We start from the raw sequence: 19,881 nt of genomic DNA, 5'->3' as shown, positions 1-19,881 counted from the left end.
GGGGTTAGTTGATTTTTACGAGGGCGCCCACGACCTTCGCGATGGCTTTGGCCACCACGTCGGTCATCGGGCCTGTCAGCGTTGCCTTCGCAGGTTCAAGTTTGAGCGCGCTGGAGGCCGAGGCGGCTTCGACGGACTTGGGCCCCTTCATGCCGATGCTTCCATCCTTGCTGAGCCACATGGATGCCTTTCCTGCTCCGATCACGACCTCGTCGTCGGCAGAGATGGAGACTTTGCCAGCGTCCAGTGTGATGGAGCTCGCTCCGTTCGAGAGCACGATCTTGCTGGTGGTGGTCACGGTCGCCACGCCCGCCTCGAGCACCAACTTGGCGTCTCCGGGATGGTGAAGGGTGATCGACTGGCCGGCTTTGAGCTCGTAGGTGACGTCGATGGTTTCGACCTTCGATTGTGCGTGGTGCGTGTCGGCCAACTGAACTTTGACGTTCCGATTGCCCACCAGGACTTCCAACGTGTCGTCGCCGGTTTCAATGAGATGGGAGCGGCCTTTTTTGATCGTGACGTCCTCGCCTGCGCCGACGGTTTCTTTGCGATGCGCTCCAATGTCGATCGTCTCATTGGCGCCCGCGGTGACGGACCGATTGGCTCCGACCGTGATGCTTTGGTTGGCGCCCACCGTGCTGGTCTGATTCGCGCCCACCGTTTCCGCATGATTGTGAAGGACGACGGTTTTTCGGTCCTTCTGCGCGTGGAGGAAAATCTCTTCCTGGCCGGCGCGATCCTCGAAGGTTAATTCGTTGAACCCCTTTCCGCCCGGAATGGTTAGCGATTTGATCGTGCTCTTGGAGGCATCGCTGGGAAGGACTTGGGGCTGCGATTCCTGCGCGTTGTAGATGGCTCCCGCCACGTACGGCCGATCGATGTCACCGTTGAGGTAATGGACAATGACTTCGTCGCCGACCCGCGGCGGAAACCAGATGCCGCGATTGGCGGCTGCCGCGGGCGTCATCACGCGAAGCCAGCAGGAGCTCTTCTCGTTCCATTCGCCTTCCCGATCCCAAAAGAACTGGACCTTGACGCGTCCGAACTCGTCGACGAAGGGCGTGCCTTTCTCTGGCCCCACCACGCGCGCCGACTCCGACGGCGCGTAGGGTTGCGGGGGGCGCTCGGGACGGATCCGCGTCTTGCTGGGAATGCCCATGAACGTGCATGTGAAACCCGGGGCCTGACCGCCTTGGCCGGTATCGGCGAGGACGCCCGCCCGCTGGCCGCTCGACCTCAGCTCGGTGACCAGCAGCTCCTGATTGAAGGTGTCGTCAAGATGCTGCTGGACCGTGAACTTGCGACCGACCTGAAGACGCATGCAGGAACTTTGACCGTGATAGGCGATCGCCGTCGATCGCGACTCCTCGAGTCGAATGGCCGCGAGCGTCTTTCCCGGCTCGGTTGCATCCGTGTAGTCGCCGGGGAAAAGAAATACCTCGCGTTTCGGGGCGTTTTCGCCCGTGTGAGGAGCCTCGACTTCGCTGCGCGCCGTAAGATCGCCTCGCGACTTTTTGAAATCATAATCCCGCATGACGACCGAACCGGGGCGCAGGCCTCGAGCCCGGACGATGCTCCCCACGTGGTCGACGGTGACCGCCCCCCCCGTTTCCCGATAGGGCAGCTCGGGCTCTCCATCGATGGGCGCGTAGCCCTTGGGACTGTTCACGAGCATCACCTTGGCCTCGTCGGATGCGAAGTGAAACGAGATCCCCGCGTCTGCGAGGATTCGGCAGAAGAACGCGTAATCCGTTTCGTCCTTCTGGACGCGGTAGGGGCGTGGCTCTGGTCGGCGGTCCAAGCGCCATTCGAGCTCGATGTTGTGGGGTTTCACCAGCTCGGCCACGATGTCGTGAACGGGCATGTCTTGGAAGATCTTCGTATCGGCGGTGTATTGCAGCTCGGCGAGCTTCGGGACCACCTTGACGGTGATCAGCCGCTGCCGATCCGTCGAGCGGCGTGGCGTCACCTCCTCGACGATCCCGCGCACGGTCCGCAGGGGGGTGTCGTCGCGGAGGATCTGAAACTCGGCGTCTTCACCGAGGGTATCGTCGAGGGAGGGGATCACGTCGGGGTCGACGACCACGTCGACATCGAAGCGAAAAAGTTGCGAGAGTTTTTCATTCGCGCGAAAGCCGGCGACGACCAACGCGGATTCGCCGTACTTTCCCGCTTTGAGCTTGAACGAGATCGTGTCGACCGCACCCTCGAACATCGACATCAGGTTCTGCATGGCGCCTCATCCTATATTCGCGGATGGACGGGGGGCCGAGATAAAAGGTGCAACGACCGAGGGATGGAATGGGCGCGCGGGCACATGTATCCTCGTGGCCCTTGATGGCTGGTTGGCTTGTGCATGAACCGCTCGGTCCCATGCTGCTCGTGCGCAGCGAGGACGTGCGCGAGTACGCGGGATCTTCTCCGGAGTCGATTGCGCCGTGGGACGTCGCCCGCTGGCTCAGCCACAGCGGGAATCGGATCGCGTTGCTCGAGCTCCACGCCGCCCTGACGGGCGCCGCCCCGGAGAACGTGCTCTTTGCACATCGTGCGCAGGATGAAGCCGTCTGCCGCGCGATCGCGGCGGCCTTCGAGCGCCGGGAGCTCGTGGCGCTTCGGTTGCCGGCGCCCCAATTGGTCGCCAACTTCAAGAAAGAGGACCCTTTCAAGAAAGAGGATTCGGCCCGCCAGGACGACGAGACCTTCCTCTACAAGATGCGCCTGCACGACGAGAGGCACGGCCCCTGCGAGAACGTTGCCTACAAGCTGGAGCTCTCGACCGGTGAGATCGTTCGGGACAAGATGACCGGCGGCGGCGGGCTCCTGGAGCAGCGTCTTCCGAAACGGCAACACATGATTCGTGTGACGTACAAGCCCGCCGGATCGGACGTGGAGTTCGTGCGGGAGATCATGGTGGTGCCCGAGACGGTGACGGAAAGCGATTACGTGGCGCACCTTTGGAACTTGGGCTTCGGCTCCGACGAGCGGCGGGCCGTTCTGGCGTTCCAAGCCGCGCACAAAGACCTCACCCTCACGGGCAAACTCGACGACGCCACGAAGGCCGCCATCCAGTCCGCCGTGACCAACGATCTCCGGGCGGGAACGCGAGGATAGCCGATGGCCAAGTTTGAGGGGATCACCGCCGTGGCGCCCCAGTTTTTCTACTACGTTCTCATCGACGGCACGGACGCCGTGGACAGCGCGGCGTTCGGCGCGGAACTCGAAAAGAACACGGGGTGGCGAAACCTGTACGGTGAGTTTCTCGCGCGCGCGAAGAAAGATCCCCAGCGCCTGCACGATCCCGCGCATCCCTTTCTTCCGATCTGCCTGGTCGAGGCTGGCGGCAAGAAGATCGCCGTCGTCTGTCCGGGTGGGAGAAACGCCTACGGCAAGGATGCGTTCTGGATCACGTACCCGGGTAGGGATCCGAAGACCGGTGAACTCGATCCGGATGGCATTCGCGACTGGAGCGCCGAGATCCAAACCAAAGGTCGCCACACGGCGGCCGAGGAAAGCGCACGGTATACGCAAGATCTCTTTCTGCGGCCGCAGGTGGAGCTGGAGTTCGGAGGGGCCGGCGGAACGCAGGTGATTCCCCAATTGCCGGGGGGGCCCGCGTCGTCCAATGCGGTCCATTACAGCGCGGACCTTCTGTATTTTAGCTCGCATGGATGGCTCGGAGGCTTCGCGCGCGGCAACAGCATCGTGAGCTGGCAGTTGGCGAGCCCGCCCGAGGCGCGCGCGGCCTATACCCCCAGCGTCTATTTTTCGGTGGGTCGATACGCGGCCGAGGGGCGTGGCTTTGCCGGGCCGAAGTGGATTGTGCTTGCGCAGTGCTCCACGATCAACGCGGCCACGTGGGTCCTTTGGGCGCGGGTCTTCGCCAAGAGCCATCCGCACGTGCGAGGGATCTTGGCGTACGAAGAAGCCTCCCCGGGGGCAGACTCGTCGGTCAGCATCGCGCAGCGGTTTTTCCAGCACCTCAAAGACAAGAAGCCGTTTCTCGACGCGTGGCGGGCGGCCAACCAAACGCAGAAGTGGGCCGCGATCGTGCACAAGGAAGCCCTCGGGGATCGCCTCGATCTCTGGTCGCAGTTCAAGCCGCTCACGAGCGTGGAAACAACGGCGGACACCTTTAGCTATTACGGTTTTCTGTCCAGCCACTCCGGGCGGCAGGAGATCCGGGACAAACCGCCGCCCTTCCGTCTGAAGTTGGAGTCCTCCCCGGATGGGCAGACGTTCCAGGAAGTTTCCAGCGCCAACCTCGACGATCGGCTGGTCGCGCGCTACCAGCTTGGTTGGGTCTACCGCGTGACCCTCACCGTGCCCAAAGGGCACATCGTGCGGGGAACGATGCGCTGGATCCACATCCGGCCGACCTACCCGGAGCAACCGCTCCTCGAAGAACTGTTTGCGAGCGTGTCCTCGCGCGCCCAGCACGCCGTCATCGGGATGAATCGGGGTGCGCAAACCTTGGACATCGCCGCCCATGGAACGCCGAGCGAGATCGTGTTCGAACTCTATGCCGCCCCGGATCAGATCCCGTCGCACCTTCACGACTCCCATTCGTACCTGTGGCCAAGCGTGATGCTGGAGACGAGCGCGGGAAAGGCCACCTACGATTTCACGACGACGGGCCTCGGCTATTATGGCATTTGGTCCCCGCGCCGATGAGATGGCCGTGGCTCTTCGTGGCGCTGCTCGCGCCCGCGTGCCGCACGTCGCCGCAACCTGCGGCGGCGGTGGACGCGGCCGCACCGGTCGCCCTGGATGGGGGCACCCACGCCGGACCGCTGCGGGAAGGCAAGGCGTACGATCTGCGGGATGCGGAGGCGGGAACGCGACGCACGATCGTGCCACCCCTCACGAAGGATCCCTGGATCCGTCTGGCGGCCGTCACTCCGCCCCCGGCGGCCTCGTTCTACGTGGAGGACGATGGGACCGCCGTGTTCCAGGATGGGGCGCGCGTGTGGGTCGGGCGCATCGAGCTGCAGGCGGTTCGCGACGTCGAAGAGGTTCTGCGTCGACATCGAATTTGCGAGCTCGCCAACACCGAGGCGACGCACGAGCGGCAGGAGTTCACGGTCCTTTCGCTCCACGGTTTCGAGTGCGAGGTGGCCTTGTCGCACCAGACCTGGCTGACGAACCCGCGGGCGCGGGCCGCGTACCAGGCCGTGCGGGGCCTGATGAAGAGCACGTGCGCCGACGCCTGCATGTCCCAGGATCTTCCCGAGCTCCGTGATCGCTCGAGCGGCGAAGGCGACGCGACGCCCATGCGCACCGGTCGGCCCTAGCGGCTCGGCAGGAGGGACGTCGGCGGATGCGGTCGCCGGGCGACGCCCGCGGGTGGCAGCCTCGCGCGTGGGGTGGGCACGATGGATCGCCTGCTTGCGAGCCGCCTTCCGTCATGAGAGCCTCGAACCATGGACGTGATGGTGTTGGCTGCCAAACCGACGACGCTGGCGGCCGTGCGTGGCGCGGGCGTGCACCTGGCAACCTTCGACGAGGGGGCGGCGCTGCGCCTGGTGGTGGTGCTGATGCCGCACCCGGAGGAGGGGGGCGAGCCCGGGATGGTCTGGGCGGTGCAAACCGCGCTGCCCGATGGCCGCTTCGACAGCGTGATGGCCGATTTGGAAGACGAAGCGGATTGGGCGAATCAGGATCGCGTGCGCGCGCTGATGGCGCTGACGAAGGAGGAGGAGGCGGAGCTCGATCGGATGGCGCGGGCGGCCGCCGTGGGGTTTGCGCGGGGGTCGGCCGGTGACGCGTGAGCGGCGTGCGCACGAGTGGTTGGGCGCCCACGTCCGGGAAGCGGCGGTAGGCCGGGCGCCGAGCCGTCAGTTGGATTCGTGGGGCGAGCCGTCGGGCAGCGGCGCGAGCCCCGCGAGGAGGCGGGCGAGGATATCGCGCAGTTGCGCCTCTTGCGCAGCCCCGAGCGCGGCAGGACCGGATTGCACGATGCGCGCGAGCGCCTCGGTCGCGCGAGGGACGAAGTCCGGCTGGCCGAACGTCTCCAGCGCGCGCAGGACAATCGGCTCGAGGCCGTCATCGGCATCGTCGGCGAGGCGTCGAGCGAGCCAGCGCAAGTAGTTGTGCAGATCGGGCGGCGGCATGGGGGTCAGGGCCGAGGGCGTACCACGCCGGAGATGGGGTGCGCCGGCGGAGCGCCGAGGTTACCATGGGAAGCGGGACGAGAAAGCGCGGAGGGTAGCGATGCGGGCCGGAACGCGGTGCGCGCGTGGGGGGCGTCGGGGGGCACGGCGCGAAGGCGCGAGGGCGGGAGCCGGCACGGGACGTGACGCGGTGACGTAACGCGAGTTACGCGACATTCCGCGTGCCAGAACGTGCCACGCGGAATTTGACATTGGGTCGAGGGCAGAGGGCGTCACTTTGAGACGCCCGGCGGCTCAGGCAACGCGCGGGCCCTTCGAGGATGACCGCTAATCCTCTACGCTCAGGCACGTGGACATCTGGCAATTGGCCTCAAATGGGGTTGTGACGCTGCTCGTAGGCGGAGGAATCTTTGCATGGGTTCGAGGTACGCTCGGCAGAGCTGTCGATGTAGCCCGTGAACAAGCCTTGGCGGCGCTAAGCCGGGCGCATGCAAAACTGCTCGCCGATGAGAGGCAAGCGTGGGAGCGTGAACTCGAGAAGCAGCGGCAGGAGTTCACCAGGCTGCTGGAAAAGGAGCGAGAAGAAGCGCAGCGGCGCATGGAATCGTTCAAGATAACCCTTGGTCTTGGCGCTGAAATCCGCCGACAGGTTGCGGCCAAGAGGGTCGAGGCGGCCATCAAGCTCTTGGAGGCCGGTCGGCCACTCTTTCGCGCAGCGCTGAACGGTCGCATCAACAGTCCTGAGGACCGACGATTGTTCCACGAACGAATCACGGAATACATCGCGGTGTTGGCCGACTGGGAGATCTTCTTCGAGACTAATACCGCAGCGTCCTTGACAGAATTCATTGGGCAGGTTTCGCGCGCGCACAACGATTGGGTTCATAAGAATGACCCCGACGCACTTGGGCGCGCGATGACCGCCTTGAGTCAGTTTGTGAATCTGCTGCGGAAAGAGATGTTCATCGATGCGGAGGCAGCAAGCGACCTCTCTGTCTCATCCCCCTCGGCCTCATAAGAGTACCTCCTGCGACATTTGGAGCTGAGGCGTTGTCCGGCGACGTTACCGCATGTGCGTCGAGTGCACGCGCGCCGGTTCGCACAGTTGAGCGCCGGTACCACATCTGACCTTGGGACCTCCCGTGATATCGTCGTACTCGCTTTCCAACGGGAGAACCCAACTTGGCGATCAGAATCGCGATGTTCAATCACAAGGGTGGCGTCAGCAAGACAACGACAACCCTTCATCTAGCGTGGATGCTTGCAAGAAAAGGAAAGAGGGTGCTGATGGTCGACGCAGACCCTCAATGCAATCTAACGGGGCTGGTGTTGGGTTACGAGGGGGCCTCGGAGTTTGAAAATTTTTACCAAACGCAGGCCACAGCGAACTTCAAGGCAGGGCTCGCACCCGCGTTCGAGTCGCAACCTGTCCCCTTATCCGCCGTAGCCCGCGTTAAGGTTCCGAAACGCAGCGGGCTTGAGCTGCTTCCAGGACATCTCGCGCTTTCCGAGTATGAGGTTACGCTCGGAATTGCGCAGGAGCTCACGGGATCGATTCAGACCCTAAAGAACTTGCCCGGCGCAATATCTCATCTGATTGATATGACGGCCGCGGAAATGGAGGCTGATTACGTTTTTGTGGATATGAATCCAAGTTTGAGTTCGATTAATCAGAATATCCTCATGACGAGTGACTATTTTCTGATACCGTGTTCGCCCGACTTCTTCTCGCTCTTGGCGATCGATTCGTTGGCCTCCGTGATTCCCAAGTGGTGGGGATGGGCCGAGAGAGCACATCAACTTCCGGTTCTCCGGACCGCAGCATATGCTTTCCCAACTAAGGTGCCGCGGTTTTTGGGAACCATTATATCTAAGTATAGACCTCGCGACGGCCGCCCGACAGTCGACTTTCAACGTTGGATAAATCAGATTAACGGCGCGGTTGGGGCCAAGCTTCTGCCCGCCCTGACGCCCGGGGGAATGCTTGTGGCACAGGATAAGTGTGACCGTGTTGGGCTCGATTTGTCACGAAACTTGGCTCTCATCCCCGATTTTAATACACTAATTGCAAAATCGCAAAAGGCGCGGACTCCTGTGTTTGCTCTAACAAAGAAACAAATAAAGAGAGGTGGCGTGGTCCTTAGAAAAACCATCGAAAATCGCAATGCGTTTAAGGCATTGTTTTCCGAGCTTGCCGACAGGGTTATTGGGCTGACGTCTTAGGCGGAAGACGGTCGTGCAGCGGGTCTTGGACCAATTTTTGGAGAATCTGACGAGAGTGCGCCTCCTGGGAGGATTGCACGCGTCACTCACGTCAACAACGACGGCTGTCTTGGATGTATCTGATTTGCTGCGGGCGCAAATTGTGTTGGCTATTAGCGCGTTCGACACGCTGGTTCATGAACTTACCCGTCTAGGGATGCTGGAGGCCGCCGCAGGGAAACGGACGGTCGTCGACACATTTCAACGGTTTCAGGTCTCCTTTGAGTCGGTACAACTGTCAGCTGGTGCAAGTACTCTTGATTGGTTAGACGCCGAAATACGACGAAAACATTCCTTTTTGTCGTTTCAAACTCCAGACAAAGTGGCGGACGCTATTCGATTGATATCGTCCGTGTCCCTCTGGAATTCTGTGGGGAGCCATTTGGGAAAGTCACCGACGGATATCAAGAAGGAACTCCAGCTGATAGTCGACCGACGGAACAAGATTGCGCACGAGGCGGACGGAGATCCCTCCTTCCCCGGAACTCGTTGGCCGATCGATCCAATAATGGTAAATCGCGCAATTGATTTTCTCGAGGCCGTTGGAAAAGCGATATTCTTGAGTGTGTAGGTCGCGAGGGTGGCGAAAGCTCGAAGTACCCGTGACTTAATACCGGCCGGAGCGACGTGCGTCACCATCCGCGATGTGGCAGAACTAAGTCCCATGTGTGGCCGCGGGAACGTCGATTACAGCACGGAGAAAATTCGGGAGACCTTCGCGCACCTGGACGATCTGGCGATCGGCTACGATCTTTCGGCGCCAAGGCTCAATCTTGCGCCCACGGACTCGGTTCCCGTCGTCCGTCGCCAGGATCAGCGCCTTCGCCTCGACGGCATGCGGTGGGGGCGCGATAAAGGCGCGGGCCGGGGTCCGGTGATCTGGGTGCGGTCCGAGACCGCCGCGCGCGGGGCGCTCGCGTCGAGGCAGCGCGGGCTCATCGTCTTTGGGGCGTGCTACGAGTGGAAGGGTCCGAAGGGGACGAAGCGCACGGCCTACGCGTTGCGCGCGCGCCAGGGCGAGCTCTTTGCGCTGGCCGCGCTCTGCGATCGGGCGGTCACGTCCGATGGTGGGGTCGTCGAGAGCTGTACGATGCTGACGCAGCCTGCGCTCGGCGCGTTCGCCCCGATTCACGACAGAATGCCCATTCTCGTCGGCGCGGCGCACTTCGGTGTGTGGGTTGACGGCAACGCGAGGACGGCGGACCTTCTCGAGGTTCTGCGGCGCGAGCAACAAGGGATGGCCGAAGCCCTCGAGGCTCGCATCGAAGATCCGGTGGAGTACGCCCGCGATCACGGCATGTCCAGAACGACGACGCCCGCACGAAAGCGGGCGTCCAAGGCGGATGATTCCGGGCAGGGCAGCCTCTTTTGACGTCCCACTCCTAATGCGCAAACCAGGCCGGTTTCCACGGTGGAGCGGGCGGGCTAGTTTTCATTGAGGTTGACCGGTTTTTTGGGCGTACCGTAGACCTTCAGGATGCCGCTAGGCGCCGACCCGACCTCGCACAGCTCGACGGCACCCCGTCGCGTGTAACCGTTGGCGCAGAGCCAGTCGACCAGCTCGTTTGATGTCGCGAATACGGGGGATATGGGACTCCCCTCGCTGACCGTTTCCCAGAGCTGCCAGCCCACACCAGGCGGTGGCGGCTCCGGTTCCCAGGCTTCGGCCTTCTTACGTGTATCGTCGTCCGGCCAGAGTTCCCCCTCGCCGGTGCAGACTTCGCAGAGGCCATAAACGCCCAGACGCTTGGCCCGCGTACGAACCAGGATATGCTGGTTGACGGTGTCGTGTCCGAGGCCCTGCCTTGACCATGCGTTAACCTCGCGCGCGGTCGGCACGTAAGGCGGGTCCTTCTTTACGTACTGCCCTTGCACGAACGTGTGCGTGAAGGCACCGAGACGGTCTTCGTCCACGAGCGCTTGGACCTCGTCCTGCGTAATCGCATTGACCCATCGTCGCTTGGGCTTGGCAAGGCCGTAGAAGTCGTCCGAGATCTGCTTCGTCGCAGGATTCAGGCCGGTGCCGCCGCAGGCCACGCAGTGCGCGGACCTGTAGGGGCAGAGGAAGCCTTTCCAAACTTTGTTGAGCGGCCAGTCGAAATCAAGTGGCACGCGGCGAACTTCTCTTCCCATGATGATTCTCCGATGTTTTCATATTCGTCGACCCATCGCTATGGCGATAGGGCGCACACTGGTCGTATCGGCTGCGATGAGCGCGCGGGTGAAAGGCGAGGCCATCCTCATACCGAAGTCCTGACATCTTTTCGAGGCGGTCGGGTTGAAGCGTCAGACATGCTCAAGAGAGCTTTCGGGAGTGGGGTGATTCCTGGGGTTTGCGCTCTGCGAGTGCACGGTGACGCTTGCGTCGGTCAAGCTCGGCAAGGCGTTCGCGGACGACCTGCCGGCCAATGGTGTGCGATTCGCGAAGTGCGCCGCGCGACGCTCCCCTTCGATCAAAATGCCGCAGCAGGGATTCAAGCTCCTCTCGATGCATGACTGCGATGCGATGGGTCCACTTTTCTCGCCAGAAGTCGTCGTCTGCACTTTGTCCGTCTCGACGAGGCTCGGGCAACACCTTCGGCTCTGCTTCGCTCGCGGGTTTGGTGCGCGCCGTCATGCCGGCCGCCTTCGTGCCCGGTCGCGCGCTTTGCGCGTTACGATTGACTGATCGAGGTCGCCCAAGAATAGGTCCGTAGACATGGCTTTCTCCGGGTCATTTCGAATGTAGAGGTTGAAGCGTCTATTGGGACGGAATTCCACCGCCTCGTGCGGCATCATGCCTGCGGTTCGATGGATCCATTTTTCTCGCAACATTTCATCGACCATTCCGTTCTCCTCTCCTCCTCGCCGAGGGCGTACGGGGTTAGCCCCCGGTTCACGGCGTCCCGGCACACGCGCGCGAAGGTCTGCGCGTAGTCGAGAGCTCGATCGTTGTGCTCCTCATCGTACGGCGTGACCAAGACCCAAAGGTCCTCGTGACGGAATCCGGACGCGCGTGCGCCTCGAGCATCCGCCGCGAATTGGGTGACCTCCGGCGTTGGCGTTGCAGCATTCGTGACGCTGGTTTGCTCGGCGGATACGACGAACTCCAAAACACGCAGAGCGGTCTGCCTGCTGAGATCATAAAGTCTTAGCTCCACATCAATGTCGCCGGAGGAGCTGCAGTCGATACGTATTCGCCGAACCTGCATGCTGCCATGGAATTCCACATTCACACTGCCGTTTTGCCGCTGCTCTCGACTGCTGTCAGGTAGCTCTTTCCGAAGCAGACGTGCGATCTCCTGCGCCGTACGCCAGATTTCGTCTGCAGCATCTTCTTCGGCGCGGACCCGTTCCAGGGCAGCAGGGTAAGCTGCGGTGAAGTCCTTAATCAGCCTTCGTTCGAGGTCGCGCGCGATCGCTGCTGGATCGCGCGCGGCACTGCACGCGACGGATCCGCGCACGCCATGGTTTGGGCGTGCGACGGCCGGATCGCCGAGGCGGGGTTTCGGCCATTCCGGATGAAAGATGACGCGTGGAGGGCGGTGGGTACGGTCGATCTCGAGCCAGAGCTGTGCGCCGTCCATGTCGCGTTCAATCGTTGCCCAATATTGTTCGTCCGACTTGGGTTTATTGAGTTTCCAACGTCCGGGGCCAGGGAGTTCTTCTGCAATACGACGAGCAAGCTCGCGGATGTCGGGGGTCGAAATGGATGTCATGGAGCCTCCTTCCCGCGGCGGTTTCGCCGCGGTCATGGCTCTTATTCCGCCCTGCATGATCCCGCTGCGAGAGGTGACTGGCAATTACGAGTGCGATTCCGGAATAAGACGAATGAAGGACATCTTCGTCCTTCTTCCAAAGGAGAAGACCATGAACCACACGATGAATTTCAATACGACGGACGAATCGGATGCATTGGAGGACGAGGCATTCCGGATGGTGAAAGAGTCGTTGCTGCTGCGTGCGATTCGCGACCATGCGGCACGCACGCTGAAAACGCACCCCGGCCCAGGCACGCGCGCATTCTTGGAGAACTTCACGCGGAACTTCGCCTCGGGCCTTGCGTCCGCCATATTCATGCGCCTCTCGACTCCCGACGGCCGTCGCTCCTCGTACCCTGCCTTCGAGAACTACGGGGAAGAATTCCGCGCATTGGACGAGCGAAGCGCCGGGTACGCGGAAAGAATCTTCGCCAGGTTCGACCGCGGTATCGTGCGCGCCAAGAGCGAGCGAGTTCGAGGGATTGCTGCGGTTGCCGCGCCCGTGTGCGCGGGCGCGGTCGCGCCGTGGTGCGCCAGGGTGAGTTTGCTGCGTGAGCGCATGGCCGCAAAGCGCGCGGCCTGAGCCGCGAGCAGGAGCACCCCTCAAGGGGTGCTCTTTCTTAGCTGCGTGTTCCATCCAAACCCCAAAGGGCGGTGGCGTGAACGCGAGGTCGGCGTCGCTCGGCGCGTGCGTGCGCCGGCGCAATCCTCTCGGACCAACCGTCGACGATCATCGTCAGCGGCCGTTGAGAGAAGAGTGTCTCGAAAGGCGCCGTCGGGTGCGTTCGGGCTACCGGATGCAGCGCGAAGCCCGACGACGTAGGGACCAACAGCACCGCGCCGCGGCCTGGGGACGATTGCGCCACGACCCCCATCCCTACAAGTCCGTCGCGTTCAAGGCAGCCCCGCAGGAGCTCGAAGTCGATTCCATCCGCGGCGGAGTACTGCGAGAGAAGCCAATAGAGCGGCGAGGAAGCTTCGGGCGGCGCGAGCTCGCGCTGCTCGGCGAAGCCCACGATGCGCAGCGTCGCCTTGTCGGAATTGACCCTCAGGGGTCGACCACGAGGGTCGCGGGCAAAGGTGTCGTTGGGACGTGCGAGCACGTCGATGACTCGCGAAGAGGATGGACGGTGCACGGAGAGAATGTCGGCCGGTTCCCAGCGGGCGTTGCGCTACCTCGGACACAAGCACCCACCTTCACATGGAAGGAGAAGGATTCCATGGAGTTGCATTCTCACCGAGCGGCCGAGCTTGACCCTGAACGGACGTATAGTATTTAACGACCGCGATGGAGTACTGGCGCAAGAACGAGCCGGCCAAAGGCTACCCCGGCGCAGTGGGAGGTTTCGCCACGCGTATTGGCTTTCTCGCGGAGCAAATGGGCCTCACCCATTCCGTCGAGATCCGCGAGGCGCGAACGGCCAACGGCCGCCTGGCATGGCTCTTCGAGGTTTTGGTCGTCGCGCCCGATGAACACGAGGAGAAGCGCCTCAAACAGCGGCGATAGAGGAAAGATCATGATGAGAGCATTCTTGTTCGGAGATGGCGCGCTGCTGGACACAACGGCCCACCGGCTTCAGCAACTCGCGGAACGACATGGCGTGCACTTCGTTCGCGAACCATCGCGCTTTCGCGTGGAAGCCGAGAAAGGTTCCGAGAAGGCTGCGGCCTTCAGCAAGGCACTCAAGCGCGACGCCACGTTTTACGAGCAGCTGGAGAAGGAGGCGGAACTCGTTGGCGGAGGGACGGAGGACGAGGACGATATCCCGTGGTAGCCGATTCGATGCAACGCGCGCGCCGTGGGAACTCCGGCATCAAGAATCTGGTGTGCCCTCGGGCGCTGGCGGCGCAGTCTCCTTCCCCAATCTCTCACCTTCCCAATTGGAAGGTTCCTGAATCCATGCTTGATAGAATTCGTGCTTATTGATGCTTGTTACCAGGTAGCGCAGGTAGGTCAGGCTGGTCGTGTTGGCAATTATGTCAAATAGGGGCATTGCACTTGGGCGAACGAGGAAAAAGTTGGGTGGTATTATTCCGCTATTTGCCCACTGGATAATAAGCTTGTGCCCGGTGCGGTAGACAAGAACGGACTGCTGATAGGCCTGCTTTTCGGCACCAGGATGCAAGAGGTACCGATCGCCAAACCGTTTCTCCGCCGCATTGAAATCGATATCAGAACTTTTCAGCGGATCCATCCAGAGAGGGCGGGAAGGAGATTCGAAGATTCCCGCGTCCTGCAATGTCGCAAGTTCGGCGCCCGAGAGCCTTGCGTCATCCGGGGCATCCGGGCCAACGATGACATAGACATAACCGACCGCGAGAAAAGAGGCAGCTTTGTGAAGAAGCTTTGCTTCGTTGACGGTTAGGTTCCGAAGCGTGTCGAGAGTCCGTAAGGGTACACGTGAGGGTTGGGCCACCTCCGCGGCAAGCAGCTTTCCCCAAAGCCGCTGGAGGTCCTCGCGGGAGACATCCTTCGCGTTCGCAAAGAATCGTTCAATCCAATCCGGGTCCACCGGCTCGTCGGATACGTGGGGCGGGAGATTGTCGGCCGCTTCCGCCGCAATCGTTATCAGATTTGCACGCCGGCGACCCTGCTGCTCCGTCTCCATGAAGCGTGCCGCAAGGAGCTCCGAGGGTTCGGCCTCCTCGAACACAACGTCAATGTCGAGAGGCTCTTCGGGTTTTGGCCGTAGCGCGGGTGCCTTGGGTTCTTGCAACTCGGCGAGTTGGGCGCTGTGTTGCGCCTGCAATCTCTCCATTCGGTGGGCGTAGGCCTGGCGAATCAAGTTCGCCTTCCCATCGGCGTACGCGTTGATCACAACGAGAAACGGGCGGGTGACGTGGCCCATGCCTGCGCTCACGACGTCCACCAGTTTTTCGAGCGGCTTGCCCGCGGCGGCCACTGCTTTGTTGATGGCATCTGGATCCATGGATCGTTAGGGAAGATACCAGAGTGGCAGTGGTCTTTCCGCCAGTTCACAACCTCAGCCGCGCGACCAGTATGTCCCGCGATGCGCCGGGACCGAGAGTCCGGGACGATGCCGTTGTTTCCTAGAAGGAGGCTACGGAATCTGCTTGATCGCCGTTTGCGTTGACCTCGTGATGGGTACAGGCCGGCTAGGCTGCCAGAGCCTTGGCGCCAGCAGCGAAATCTCCTTCGCCGCGCCGTCGTCGTCCACGTGGATCATCTCCTCCGCATCCAGCGCGGGAGAGAGTGTGGTGCCAACGACGCATAGATGGCTTTCGCCCTTCACCGATAAGAGGGGGGCTTTCGACCCCATGTATTGAACGATGCCACCAGAAATGTGCGCTCCCTTGATGCTGTCGAAGGCAAAGATCGCATTCGTCGGAGGCGTCGTGCAGCCTTCGTCGTTGACGATCGGATTGCGAATGTCGACGGTTGCGTTGGCGCCGCCGGCGCCGGAGAAGACCGCGGCGTAGTCCTTCCAGACCTGGAAGTTGGCGTCCTCAAGGGAGACGGAGGAACTGTAGGAGATAAAGCCAAGACGAGCCAGAATTTTGAGTTGTGAAAAATGGTTGACGCCCGACGCATCGGTATTCTCGATGCCATATTGGGCGATGATATCGATGTTTCGGCCCGCCGAAAAGAAGCAGTTGTTCTTCAGACGCATCGCGCCGCGCTGGGTGACGAACTTTAGATTGTCGTACCGCCCATCGGGCGTGAGAAAGATATCGAGCGCGCCCGATGCGAAGCCGAGATCGGACACTTCGACGTTCGTGATGATGGCCTTCATGGAGAGGCGGCGAATGGCGCAATAGAAGGGGCCGCTGCTCGTGGCGAGAACGACGAAGGAATCGGTCACGCGGTCGCCGTTGATCACGACGAGCGTTTGGCCCGAGACGAACGGCAGCTTCGCGTTCGGTGCCGCGAAGCGTTCGGGATAGACGACCTTGTTGCTGATGCGGATTGAATCAAGATCCCCGCCGGCCTGATTGAAAAATGCCCCTCCCGTGCATGGCCAGCCGTAGAACGTGTAGCCGACCACCACATTCTCGTAATCGCTCTGTGTAATGGCGCCCTTACCGGGTAAGGTGAGGGAGGCGATCGGCTCGTTGGGGCCCGATCCGGGGGCGTGCACGTACAACCGAATGATGGTGTCGGTCCCGGAGCCGTCGAATGTCATGGCGACGTGGTAGACCGTGTCCACCGCAAGGGTACCGTAAGGTGAAACGAGCGAGTGCAACGTCCCGTTGACCGTGACGTGCGCCACGATGCGGTCGGCAAGTTTGAAGACCGAGAAGGCCGTGGCGAAGGGATCGGTCGAGAAGAGCCGACCATACGAGCCAAAGAGCTGTCCCACGACCGCGACATCCGTGGGGCGGAAGAAGCACTCCGCCGTGAACTGCGAGAGGCCGTCGACCTCGAGCGACGGGCAATCACGGAGGTTCAAGTAATGATCGTACTTTGCGCCGCGGAAGTCGAGGGCATTGCCAGCCCCTTTGACCAACGATGGGGCGGTGGGAAGGGGTTCCAGCATGGGGCCGACGAGCAGGATCGGGCCGACGAAGCCGGTCGCGTGGAGCGTCGACAGGCAACGGCCTGCGCCACAAACACGGATGTTTCCGCGCGCGACACGGATGGGCGACGTCAGGCGATACGTTCCGGGGGGAAAGTAAAGGATGCCGCCCTCGTGTGGCACGGCTTTGAGCGCGGCGCGGATGGCGGCGGTGTCATCCGCCACATCATTGCCGACGGCCCCGAACGATTTCACGTTGAAGATGTCGCGGCCGATGGGGAGCAGCGGCGCGCTCTCGGTGGATTCCATGGTCGCAACGCTGGAGTGCGCCCCGTCGAGAATGGAATCGGGACCGGCGCACGCGTCTCCGACGCCACATGCTCAGGATGGTCTCCGCTCCAGCACGGAGCGACTTCGTCTCCACAAAACCACCACCACACGAGGCTCCCTTTCTTGGAGACCGCGCTTCGTCATGGCTCGACGCGCGATTTGACACCCGCTGCTTTCGAAGATGCGTTAGGGGCTAGCACATGGCACTCACAATCGAGGCGTCCGTCATCGGGCGCGCGGTCGCTGGTGAGCGAGCGGCGATCGATGCTCTCATTCGCGCGCTCGTCCCGCACCTGGAGCACTTGGTTCGCCGCTATCGTTTGGCGGACGATGAGCGTATGGATCTGGCGCAGACGGCACTATTGCAAATCGTCCATCGTCTCGAGGCGTTCCCTGCTCGTGAGAGTTTCTTGGGCTGGGTCTTTCGCATCACGGTCAACGAGGCGAGGCGGATGATGCGTCACAAGCGACGTGCACGCGCCTACTTCGTGACGGGATTCGATCTCGACGAATTGGACGCGCTCGTGGTGTCTCACGACCCAGGGACGAATGCGGGTGGCAATCTGGATGAAGCCGAGCGCAATGCCTGGATCCGTAGCGCACTTGGCAAGTTGCCCGAGCCAGATCGCGGGGTTTTCCTCGCATATCATGTTCTGGATTTTCATTTAAACGAGGTCGCCAAGGAATTCGCGCTTACTCGCGATACTGTTCGCATTCGTTTGGGGCACGGGCGCCGCTGGTTGTGCGCGTTGCTCCTGAACGGCACCTCAGACCTCTCTCGTTTGAGGTATTCCGCTGCTGCTTGCGGGTCCCCATGGTGGGGAGCTGGCGCGTTGCGTGCATAACGGATGCACGATCCGCCGCGCACCTCCCTTCCGCAAGGGAGCGGCCGCCTTTCAGTGGACCACCGCTGTGGCCGTGGGACGCTATGCGACGTCGACGACGCGCCAATCCAGGGTTGCGTTCCCCAGGGCATTCGTTGCCTTCGACGAGTCATACGGAATCTCGCTTGCAAGCCCGAGGCGTTCGGCGGCATCCCGGACAGCGTCCCGCGTCGCATACAGGGTGTCGTCCACGAAGTCCCAACAGTGAGCGGCGGATCGGCGTGACCACGCTTGGAGCATGAACCCTCCGGGGCCCTCGGATTCGAGACGTACGGGGTACGAATACGCGCGCGCGCCCGTTTCGTCCGCGTAACGCACGGACCGGCACTCCAGGTGGAGGCGATTGCCGGCAAGGTAAAGGCTTGCCCCCACGGCGATGAATGCCTTGCAGTCTGGCCGTCCAGAGTGGCCGCTGGTCTCGAACGAGTCGTCGTGAGACCGGAACGTTTCCTCCGTATCGAAGTGGTACCGACGTCCGCCGATCACAATGGAGTACCGGCTAAGGCAACTCTCGACACGCACGACGTCATACTCGCGTTCGAACCCGAATCGGCGACCTTCACCGGTTCGCAACGAGTCCACCAGACTCGAGGAGGGTCCACCCACCGCTTCCAAAGGTTCACGCATGTCAGCCTACTTTGCCGCAGCAGCGGCTTCGAAAGAGGCCCGAAGGCATCGAGATCCGAACGACGATGACCGGAGGACATCCACCTCCGGCCGCGAGGCACAGCTATCCGCTGCGATAGCTAATCAAGTTTCGTACCCAAGGAAGACTCAAAACGGATCTGCCCAATTTCGGACTTTTTCAGAAGGCGGTTCCTCTGAACAACCACCAAATGTTGCAAATCAACAATGTGACGTTGCGCTCTGCAACATCGCACTACCTCTCGTTCCTTTGCTCGCGCGGGTGAATTCGGGTCTTCGCCAAGCGCCGGCTACGCAAAATGTCGTCGGCGACCTGCAATGTGGACGTAGTCCGATGCGATGACAAGCGTCGATTTTGTTTACGTCGCTGTGTAAAGACGTTGCCCCTCGAACGTGCGGATGAGCGCGGCCCGCGAATTCACACCCAGGCGTCGCGCCGCCCGGCCGAGAAGAACGCCCACTGTCGAGATGGAGATCCCGAGCTCGTAGGCGATGCTCTTGTTCGAGTGGCCTTGCGTGGCCAAGGCAACGACTTGATGTTCACGGGGAGTAAGACGCTCGTGGGGGGCGAGCTCCGTGGCGTTGCAGTAAGCGACCACATACCGCCGTCCGTCGCCATCGAAGTGGTCCAGCAGTGACCATCGCGCCGCCACGAGCACTTTCCAGAGCGCAACCGCACGCTCGGGCTCACTTCGCCGTAGGCGCCCGCGCGCCCGATCCATGGCGACCGTTGCGTCGCGAAGCGCATCGCGCGCCACGCGCGTCTTTGCGCCGCCCGAAGCTTCTTCGATTCGCCCCGACGGGGATAGGACCGCCTCGGCATCGTTCGGCGAGAGCACCCGCCCGGCCATCGCGCGACGGATTCGCAGCGCCGCGACGACGTGGGCTCCGGCGCGGGATAGGCTCTCCTGCCGCGCTTTCGGGACGACGACCCGCTTATCGAAGTAGAGATTCGTCATGCAGCCGAGGCCGGTCGCGTCGCTGCTGTTCAACAGGAGCGAGTCGGCCAAGGAATACTGGTCTCGCGCCTCCACCGACGGCGAGTTCCAGAATTCCGGATCGAGGTCGCCGAACCATGCCAACGACCGCGATTGAAAGATGCGGATCGCTGTCTTGGGGTAGGACTGAATATGGCGCGCAACGAGCCCGCGCAGCTCTTCCTGCGTTGGTAAACGCTTGGCCTCGATGAGGCAGTTGCGCTCCATGGCGATCTGCGTCGGCCCTGACCTGCGATAGATGTAGGTGTGGACGCCGCGTAGCCCCCGCTTTGGCAGCACCGCGTGAAATCCGCGGGCGACACCTTCGAGCCATACACCTTCGTCTTCGTGGCCGAAATTGTACGCCTGCTCGATGAGCGTGACGGGATCGGAGCTTTTCGCTGTCGCAGCCATCGCCTGTTTTCTCAGCATCCCCATCGGCTCGAGCGTTCCTC

The 19,881-nt window shown here is 62.0% G+C and carries 22 protein-coding genes; 12 read left to right on the top strand and 10 right to left on the bottom strand.

Annotation, left to right across the window (positions count from 1 at the left end):
- Positions 1-4 precede the first annotated feature (4 nt).
- Positions 5-2,233: a type VI secretion system tip protein VgrG gene (vgrG, locus tag LVJ94_34810; GenBank protein ID WXB02072.1), complete on the bottom strand. Its 2,229-nt coding sequence runs from the start codon at positions 2,231-2,233 to the stop codon at positions 5-7.
- Between the two features lie 104 nt (positions 2,234-2,337).
- On the opposite strand from vgrG, the gene LVJ94_34805 reads away from it, so the two are divergent.
- The 4 genes from LVJ94_34805 (at position 2,338) to LVJ94_34790 (ending at position 5,768) form a co-directional block, all read left to right on the top strand.
- Positions 2,338-3,111 (top strand): hypothetical protein, encoded by a 774-nt coding sequence (locus LVJ94_34805; protein ID WXB02071.1) that lies wholly within the window; start codon positions 2,338-2,340, stop codon positions 3,109-3,111.
- Positions 3,112-3,114: 3 nt separating this feature from the next.
- Positions 3,115-4,671, top strand: a complete 1,557-nt coding sequence (locus LVJ94_34800; GenBank protein WXB02070.1) for a hypothetical protein — start codon at positions 3,115-3,117, stop codon at positions 4,669-4,671.
- Complete coding sequence (locus LVJ94_34795) at positions 4,668-5,291, top strand: hypothetical protein (protein ID WXB02069.1); 624 nt, start codon at positions 4,668-4,670, stop codon at positions 5,289-5,291. Before LVJ94_34800 ends, LVJ94_34795 begins: the two co-directional genes overlap by 4 nt.
- Positions 5,292-5,426: 135 nt before the next feature.
- On the top strand, positions 5,427-5,768 hold the full coding sequence (locus LVJ94_34790; GenBank protein ID WXB02068.1) for a hypothetical protein: 342 nt from the start codon (positions 5,427-5,429) through the stop codon (positions 5,766-5,768).
- A 66-nt stretch (positions 5,769-5,834) separates the two neighbouring features.
- Here the strand turns inward: LVJ94_34790 and LVJ94_34785 are convergent, their stop codons facing one another.
- Positions 5,835-6,110, bottom strand: coding sequence for a hypothetical protein (locus tag LVJ94_34785; protein WXB02067.1), 276 nt, complete (start codon positions 6,108-6,110; stop codon positions 5,835-5,837).
- A gap of 349 nt (positions 6,111-6,459) precedes the next feature.
- Here LVJ94_34785 and LVJ94_34780 point away from each other — a divergent pair, with 349 nt between their 5' ends.
- The 4 genes from LVJ94_34780 to LVJ94_34765 all read left to right on the top strand — a co-directional run bounded on the left by LVJ94_34780 (position 6,460) and on the right by LVJ94_34765 (position 9,744).
- Complete coding sequence (locus LVJ94_34780) at positions 6,460-7,128, top strand: hypothetical protein (protein WXB02066.1); 669 nt, start codon at positions 6,460-6,462, stop codon at positions 7,126-7,128.
- Positions 7,129-7,292: 164 nt separating this feature from the next.
- Complete coding sequence (locus tag LVJ94_34775; GenBank protein WXB02065.1) at positions 7,293-8,333, top strand: AAA family ATPase; 1,041 nt, start codon at positions 7,293-7,295, stop codon at positions 8,331-8,333.
- Between the two features lie 13 nt (positions 8,334-8,346).
- A complete protein-coding gene (locus tag LVJ94_34770; GenBank protein WXB02064.1) occupies positions 8,347-8,943 on the top strand; it encodes a hypothetical protein in 597 nt (198 codons plus the stop codon).
- Positions 8,944-9,036: 93 nt separating this feature from the next.
- Positions 9,037-9,744 carry an SOS response-associated peptidase gene (locus tag LVJ94_34765; protein WXB02063.1) on the top strand — a complete coding sequence of 236 codons (708 nt, stop codon included), beginning with the start codon at positions 9,037-9,039 and terminating at the stop codon, positions 9,742-9,744.
- A gap of 53 nt (positions 9,745-9,797) precedes the next feature.
- Here LVJ94_34765 and LVJ94_34760 read toward each other — a convergent pair whose 3' ends face one another.
- From LVJ94_34760 to LVJ94_34750, 3 genes are all read right to left on the bottom strand, one after another.
- Complete coding sequence (locus LVJ94_34760; protein ID WXB02062.1) at positions 9,798-10,505, bottom strand: hypothetical protein; 708 nt, start codon at positions 10,503-10,505, stop codon at positions 9,798-9,800.
- A gap of 163 nt (positions 10,506-10,668) precedes the next feature.
- Positions 10,669-10,989 carry a hypothetical protein gene (locus LVJ94_34755; protein WXB02061.1) on the bottom strand — a complete coding sequence of 107 codons (321 nt, stop codon included), beginning with the start codon at positions 10,987-10,989 and terminating at the stop codon, positions 10,669-10,671.
- A gap of 157 nt (positions 10,990-11,146) precedes the next feature.
- On the bottom strand, positions 11,147-12,070 hold the full coding sequence (locus LVJ94_34750; protein WXB02060.1) for a hypothetical protein: 924 nt from the start codon (positions 12,068-12,070) through the stop codon (positions 11,147-11,149).
- A 151-nt stretch (positions 12,071-12,221) separates the two neighbouring features.
- Between LVJ94_34750 and LVJ94_34745 the strand changes: the two genes are divergently transcribed.
- Positions 12,222-12,695 carry a hypothetical protein gene (locus tag LVJ94_34745; GenBank protein ID WXB02059.1) on the top strand — a complete coding sequence of 158 codons (474 nt, stop codon included), beginning with the start codon at positions 12,222-12,224 and terminating at the stop codon, positions 12,693-12,695.
- A 37-nt stretch (positions 12,696-12,732) separates the two neighbouring features.
- Here the strand turns inward: LVJ94_34745 and LVJ94_34740 are convergent, their stop codons facing one another.
- Positions 12,733-13,215 (bottom strand): hypothetical protein, encoded by a 483-nt coding sequence (locus LVJ94_34740; GenBank protein WXB02058.1) that lies wholly within the window; start codon positions 13,213-13,215, stop codon positions 12,733-12,735.
- Positions 13,216-13,400: 185 nt separating this feature from the next.
- Between LVJ94_34740 and LVJ94_34735 the strand changes: the two genes are divergently transcribed.
- Complete coding sequence (locus LVJ94_34735; protein WXB02057.1) at positions 13,401-13,619, top strand: hypothetical protein; 219 nt, start codon at positions 13,401-13,403, stop codon at positions 13,617-13,619.
- Positions 13,620-13,629: 10 nt separating this feature from the next.
- A complete protein-coding gene (locus tag LVJ94_34730; protein WXB02056.1) occupies positions 13,630-13,887 on the top strand; it encodes a hypothetical protein in 258 nt (85 codons plus the stop codon).
- A 39-nt stretch (positions 13,888-13,926) separates the two neighbouring features.
- On the opposite strand, the gene LVJ94_34725 is transcribed toward LVJ94_34730, so the two are convergent.
- Together LVJ94_34725 and LVJ94_34720 are read right to left on the bottom strand one after the other, a co-directional pair.
- Positions 13,927-15,042 (bottom strand): DUF2806 domain-containing protein, encoded by a 1,116-nt coding sequence (locus tag LVJ94_34725; protein ID WXB02055.1) that lies wholly within the window; start codon positions 15,040-15,042, stop codon positions 13,927-13,929.
- A 132-nt stretch (positions 15,043-15,174) separates the two neighbouring features.
- Complete coding sequence (locus LVJ94_34720; protein WXB02054.1) at positions 15,175-16,899, bottom strand: hypothetical protein; 1,725 nt, start codon at positions 16,897-16,899, stop codon at positions 15,175-15,177.
- 221 nt (positions 16,900-17,120) lie between these two features.
- Here LVJ94_34720 and LVJ94_34715 point away from each other — a divergent pair, with 221 nt between their 5' ends.
- Complete coding sequence (locus LVJ94_34715) at positions 17,121-17,765, top strand: sigma-70 family RNA polymerase sigma factor (GenBank protein ID WXB02053.1); 645 nt, start codon at positions 17,121-17,123, stop codon at positions 17,763-17,765.
- 81 nt (positions 17,766-17,846) lie between these two features.
- Here the strand turns inward: LVJ94_34715 and LVJ94_34710 are convergent, their stop codons facing one another.
- Together LVJ94_34710 and LVJ94_34705 are read right to left on the bottom strand one after the other, a co-directional pair.
- Positions 17,847-18,176: a hypothetical protein gene (locus LVJ94_34710; GenBank protein WXB02052.1), complete on the bottom strand. Its 330-nt coding sequence runs from the start codon at positions 18,174-18,176 to the stop codon at positions 17,847-17,849.
- Between the two features lie 632 nt (positions 18,177-18,808).
- Positions 18,809-19,840, bottom strand: coding sequence for a helix-turn-helix transcriptional regulator (locus tag LVJ94_34705; protein WXB02051.1), 1,032 nt, complete (start codon positions 19,838-19,840; stop codon positions 18,809-18,811).
- Between the last annotated feature and the right edge of the window lie 41 nt (positions 19,841-19,881).

The sequence above is a fragment of the Sorangiineae bacterium MSr11367 genome (assembly GCA_037157805.1).
In the GTDB taxonomy this organism is placed as follows: domain Bacteria; phylum Myxococcota_A; class Polyangia; order Polyangiales; family Polyangiaceae; genus Pendulispora; species Pendulispora rubella.
This window is presented reverse-complemented; position numbering and strand designations above follow the sequence as displayed.